The organism is uncultured Negativibacillus sp. (assembly GCF_944388365.1).
Lineage (GTDB): Bacteria > Bacillota > Clostridia > Oscillospirales > Ruminococcaceae > Negativibacillus.
This window is the reverse complement of sequence record NZ_CALXIN010000118.1, coordinates 1-4,994: the sequence shown is the minus strand read 5'-3', so window position 1 is coordinate 4,994 and position 4,994 is coordinate 1. Positions and strand designations below refer to the sequence as shown.

General features: G+C 53.7%; 4 protein-coding genes. All 4 read left to right on the top strand.

The window, feature by feature from the left end; all coding sequences use genetic code 11:
• The first annotated feature begins 75 nt into the window (after positions 1-75).
• The 4 genes from der to Q0L39_RS10565 all read left to right on the top strand — a co-directional run bounded on the left by der (position 76) and on the right by Q0L39_RS10565 (position 4,639).
• Positions 76-1,410, top strand: a complete 1,335-nt coding sequence (gene der / locus Q0L39_RS10580) for a ribosome biogenesis GTPase Der (RefSeq protein WP_296629029.1) — start codon at positions 76-78, stop codon at positions 1,408-1,410.
• Positions 1,411-2,447: 1,037 nt separating this feature from the next.
• A complete protein-coding gene (plsY, locus tag Q0L39_RS10575) occupies positions 2,448-3,128 on the top strand; it encodes a glycerol-3-phosphate 1-O-acyltransferase PlsY (RefSeq protein ID WP_296629027.1) in 681 nt (226 codons plus the stop codon).
• Positions 3,129-3,141: 13 nt separating this feature from the next.
• Positions 3,142-3,603, top strand: coding sequence for a GNAT family N-acetyltransferase (locus tag Q0L39_RS10570; protein WP_296629025.1), 462 nt, complete (start codon positions 3,142-3,144; stop codon positions 3,601-3,603).
• Positions 3,604-3,628: 25 nt separating this feature from the next.
• The gene (locus Q0L39_RS10565) at positions 3,629-4,639 is read left to right on the top strand and encodes an NAD(P)H-dependent glycerol-3-phosphate dehydrogenase (protein ID WP_296629023.1); all 1,011 of its coding nucleotides are present in this window, start codon (positions 3,629-3,631) and stop codon (positions 4,637-4,639) included.
• Positions 4,640-4,994 lie beyond the last annotated feature (355 nt).

The following is a 4,994-nucleotide window of genomic DNA, read 5'->3' as shown; positions in this document are numbered from 1 at the left end:
ACCAGATTTGGCAGAATGTTCGGAGAAGGGGCGCAGCCCCTTCATAAAACTATAAAACAGAAAGTGAGGTACTCTATGGCAGTCAGACCCGTAGTCGCTGTGGTGGGCCGACCAAACGTCGGTAAATCCACCCTCTTTAATAAACTGATCGGTCAGCGCCTTTCCATCGTCGAGGATACCCCTGGCGTTACCCGCGACCGTATCTATGCCGCCTGTGAATGGCGCAACCATGAAATCATGCTGGTCGATACCGGCGGTATCGAACCTTATTCCGATGACATCATCCTCTCCCAGATGCGCCGTCAGGCACAGCTGGCCATCGAGAGCGCCGAGGTCATCATCCTGGTGGTCGATATGAAAACCGGCATCACCGCTACCGACCAGGAGGTCGCTACCATGCTGCAAAAGAGCGGCAAGCCGATCGTGCTGTGTGTCAATAAGTGCGACGGCATCGGTGATCCTCCGCCTGAATTCTATGAGTTTTATAACCTCGGTCTGGGCGAACCGATTGCGGTTTCCTCGGTCCATGGTCATGGCACCGGTGACCTGCTCGATGCAGTGTATGAACACCTCAACTTCTCCGACGACGAGGAATACGGCGACGACAGCATCACCGTCGCTATCGTCGGCCGTCCGAATGCGGGTAAATCCTCGCTGGTCAACCGCATCGCCGGACGCGAAGCGGTAATCGTTTCGGATATCGCCGGCACTACCCGCGACGCCACCGATACGGTGATCGAAAACGAATTTGGTAAGTTTGTGTTTATCGACACCGCCGGCATCCGCCGCAAGAGCAAGGTCGAGGAGTCGATCGAAAAATACAGCGTGCTGCGCGCTTATATGGCGGTGGACCGTTCCAACGTCTGCATCATTATGATTGACGCCACCAAGGGATTCAGCGAGCAGGACTCCAAGATTGCCGGCTATGCCCATGAGCAGGGCAAGGCGTGCATCATCGCAATCAATAAGTGGGATGCCGTCGAGGATAAGACCGACAAGACCATGCAGGAGATGAAAAAACAGCTGGATATCGACTTCAGCTTTATGCCGTATGCGCCGATGGTGTTTATCTCGGCGATGACAGGTCAGCGCGTCGACAAGCTGTACGAGCTGATTAAGAAGGTGGACGAGCAGAACGCCCGCCGCATCTCCACCGGTATGATCAACGACATGCTCAACTATGCGACTGCCAGAGTACAGCCGCCGTCGGACAAGGGCAAGCGCCTGAAGATCTACTACATGACCCAGGTGTCCACCAGACCACCAACATTTGCCTGCTTTGTCAACCGTTCCGAGCTGTTCCACTTCTCCTATCAGCGGTATCTGGAAAACCAGATCCGCGAGAACTTCGGATTTGAGGGAACACCGATTCGGATGCTGGTGCGCGAAAAAGGCGACAAGAATAACTAAGGTGATAAAAGAGAGCCTTCCGAGGAGGAGGGCTCTCTTTTTTTGAGAAGGAAACTTTGTTTCCTTCTCGGAACCTTTCTGTTTTTGCAGGGAAGTCCCTACAAAACTCTTTTGTGGGCTTGCGCAGCCCGCACCTGCGGTTATCTTTGTAGGGAGGTTCCTACAAAACCGATTTGCAGGGAGGCTTCCCGCCCCTGCACCCCGGGGTCCATTTCCTATCGCGAGGAAATGGACGAAAGGCGCGCCAAAAACCTCCTGGTTTTTGGATTTCCAGCGAAGGGGGTCAAGCATGACCCCCTTTGAACCCCCATACTCTCAAGAAAGCTACGACAACGACGTAGCTACTTGCTGCCCGAAGCGGCAGGTGCAAAACCTGACATTCTCCCGCTGGCGGAGCAGACAGGGGGAGAGAACTTCGCAAGGCGAAGTTCCCGAGGGGATGTGCCCCTCCAGAGGAGAATCCAAAGAGGATACCTCCTCTTTGGCGAATCTTTGGTTCCTTTCTTTTCGACAAGAAAGGAACCTCGGGCGCGGGCTGAGTAAGCCCGCAAGGTTCTTGCAAAAAGTTTGGAGAATGGGCTTTGCCCATTCTCGGGACCGCACACAGAAAAGTATGACAACGTAGAAAGCAGAGGTGCGGTTTTTCCTCGTGAAAGGAAAGTAATCGCGGTGCAGGCTGCGTAGGCCCGCACTCGGACTTTCTGAAAAATCTAACTTTAGATGGTGCGGGCATGAGAATGAAACAAGTTTCATTCTCCGAACTTTTGCAAAAAGAGGTCCGCAGGGACTGCCCTGCAAGAATGATATTGAGACGCTGTCCCAAACCCTGCCAAAGGCGCTGCCTTTGGAAACCTCAAACTTTTGTGTACAAAAGTTTGACAAAAAACTTCTTTTTTTGCTTTATTTGTGCCTTTCTTTGCTCTGTAGGTAACACCTTTTCTTTCTTGTTCCCTTTTCTTTTCGTAAAGAAAAGGGAACAAGGGGTTGCAAAGAGGTGAAACACTTGCTACAATGTTAAGAGAGGGAGGATGAAAGTGATGATACAATCTCAACTGATGCTCGATATCGGAGCGTTCGCACTGTCCGCAGTCATTGCCTACCTGCTGGGCAGCATCAACTTCGCCATCATCGTGTCGAAAATCTATGCCCATGATGATGTGCGCAAATATGGAAGCAAAAATGCAGGCATGACCAATATCCTGCGCACCTACGGCAAACTGCCCGCCTTCTTTACCTTGTTGGGCGACTTCTTCAAAGGAGTGCTGGCGGTGGTCATCGCCCGCACGATCTTTTCGGCGATGGGCGTCGATGCCTTTGACGCAGGCTATGCCGCCGGATTTTTTGCACTGCTGGGCCACCTTTATCCCGTTTTCTTCGGCTTCAAGGGCGGCAAAGGCGTGCTGACCTCGCTGGGTATTATCCTGGTGGTCAATCCGCTGGTCTTTTGTATCCTGCTCATTATCTTTTTGCCGGTGCTGTTTATCACCCGCATCGTGTCGCTGGTCTCGGTCACCGGCGCGGTGCTCTATCCGTTTTTGACGCTGATCGTCGACCTGTGCCTGCGACGTCCGGCACTGTTTGACTTTTTGTTTGCACTGCTGTTCTCGGTATTTGTCATCTATAAACATCGCGGCAATATCCAGCGCCTGTTAAACGGCACCGAGCGCCGCATCGGTGACAAAAAGCCCAGTGAGGTTCAAAAGGAAGAACGGCAATAGGGGGAGTTTTGAAATGCTTACGCTGCATACTCCGACGCTGGAGGAGCTTTCCTTTCGGCAGAGTCTGCTTTCGGACGAACAGACCATGTCCTATAATGCCCGCTGGGGAGGAACGATTTCCTTTTCCCGAGATCGCTGGAAAGGCTGGTATGACCGCTGGGTCGCGCATCCGCAGGGAAAGCGGTTTTACGCCTACCTGCACAGCGAGAAGGACGGTTTTGTTGGAGAGACCGGCTGCCATCTCGATGAGGATGGACGCTGGATCGTCGATATCATCGTGCACAGCCGGTTCCGCGGCAGAGGCTACGGCACACAGGGACTTGCGCTTTTGTGTGAGCAGTGCCGGAAGATGGGCTGCACTGTGATCTATGACGATATTGCAAAGGATAACCCCAGTCTGTCCCTCTTTTTAAAGCAGGGATTTTGTGCGGTTGAAACAACCGACGATGCTGTGATCGTCAGAAAATACTTATAAAAAACGTTAGAAAGAAGGGCAACGCATGGCAAAAGTGATGGTATTGGGTGCGGGAGGATTTGGAATCTCGCTTGCAATGATGTGCCACCGCTGTGGACACGAGGTGACCGTCTGGTCCCATCGGGAGGAGGAAGCCAAACGGCTGCAAACCGAACGTGAACAGAAAAAGCTGCTGCCAGGGGTTATCCTGCCGCAGGAGATTGTGTTCACCTCCTCGCTGGAAGCGGCGGCGCACAGCGACCTGATCATCATGGCGGTGCCTTCCTTTGCAGTGCGTGAAACGGCGCATAAGCTGCGGGACATCATCGGTGAAAAGACCATTGTGGTCTGTGTGGCAAAGGGACTGGAACAGGAAACCTTCTACGATTTTTCGACGGTGCTCTCGCAGGAACTGCCGCACAACGACAATGTCATTTTGACCGGTCCTTCCCATGCCGAAGAGGTAGGTCGCGGCGAAGCGACCACAGTGGTTGTCGCTTCGCGCAGCCGCGACGCTGCCATGAAGGTGCAGGACTGGCTGATGAATCCGGATTTTCGCGTCTATGTCAACGACGACGTCATCGGCGTCGAGCTGGGCGGCGCACTGAAGAACATTATTGCAGTGGCGTCGGGTATCGCCGACGGTGTCGGTGTGGGTGACAACGCCAAGGCGGCGCTGATGACCCGCGGCATCACCGAGATTGCGCGTCTGGGCGTAGCGATGGGCGGCCATCAGGAGACCTTTGCAGGGCTGTCCGGCATCGGCGATCTGATCGTCACCTGCACCAGTATGCATTCACGCAACCGCCGGTTTGGCATTCTGGTGGGACAGGGCGTGCCGGTACAGCAGGCGCTGGAACAGGTAGGCATGGTGGTGGAGGGCTACTCCTGTACCAAGGTAGCCTATCAGCTGGCGCAGAAGATGGGAGTGGATATGCCCATCACCACCCAGACCTATCAGGTGCTGTATGAAGGAAAGAGCGTCACCGAGGCGGTACGCAATCTGATGGGCCGTCCAAAGAAAAACGAGCGCGAGTGCACCTGGGTGGAAGGTTAATAGTAAGGCAAAACAAAAAGAGGGGAATTTTCCCCTCTTTTTTATTTCCCTTCGCAGGGTTACGCGCCCTGCACTGCGATTACTTTCCTTTCACGAGGCAAGACCGCATCTCTGCTTTCTGCGTAGCCGTACTTTTTTGTGGTGCGGAAACTTCCTGCAAAGTCGATTGCGGGCTTACTCAGCCCGCGCCCGAGGTTCCTTTCTTGTCGAAAAGAAAGGAACCAAAGATTCGCCAAAGAGGAGGTTTCCTCTTTGGAAACACCTCTGAGGGGCACATCCCCTCGGGAACTTCGCAAGCGAAGTTCTCTCCCCCTGTCTGCTCCGCTAGTGGGAGAATGTCAGGTTTTGCATCTAC

Bases quoted from the DNA above. Each gene is read 5' to 3' on its own strand.
- plsY (WP_296629027.1), top strand. From the start codon at position 2,448: ATGATACAATCTCAACTGATGCTCGATATCGGAGCGTTCGCACTGTCC.
- Q0L39_RS10570 (WP_296629025.1), top strand. From the start codon at position 3,142: ATGCTTACGCTGCATACTCCGACGCTGGAGGAGCTTTCCTTTCGGCAG.
- Q0L39_RS10565 (WP_296629023.1), top strand. From the start codon at position 3,629: ATGGCAAAAGTGATGGTATTGGGTGCGGGAGGATTTGGAATCTCGCTT.
- der (WP_296629029.1), top strand. From the start codon at position 76: ATGGCAGTCAGACCCGTAGTCGCTGTGGTGGGCCGACCAAACGTCGGT.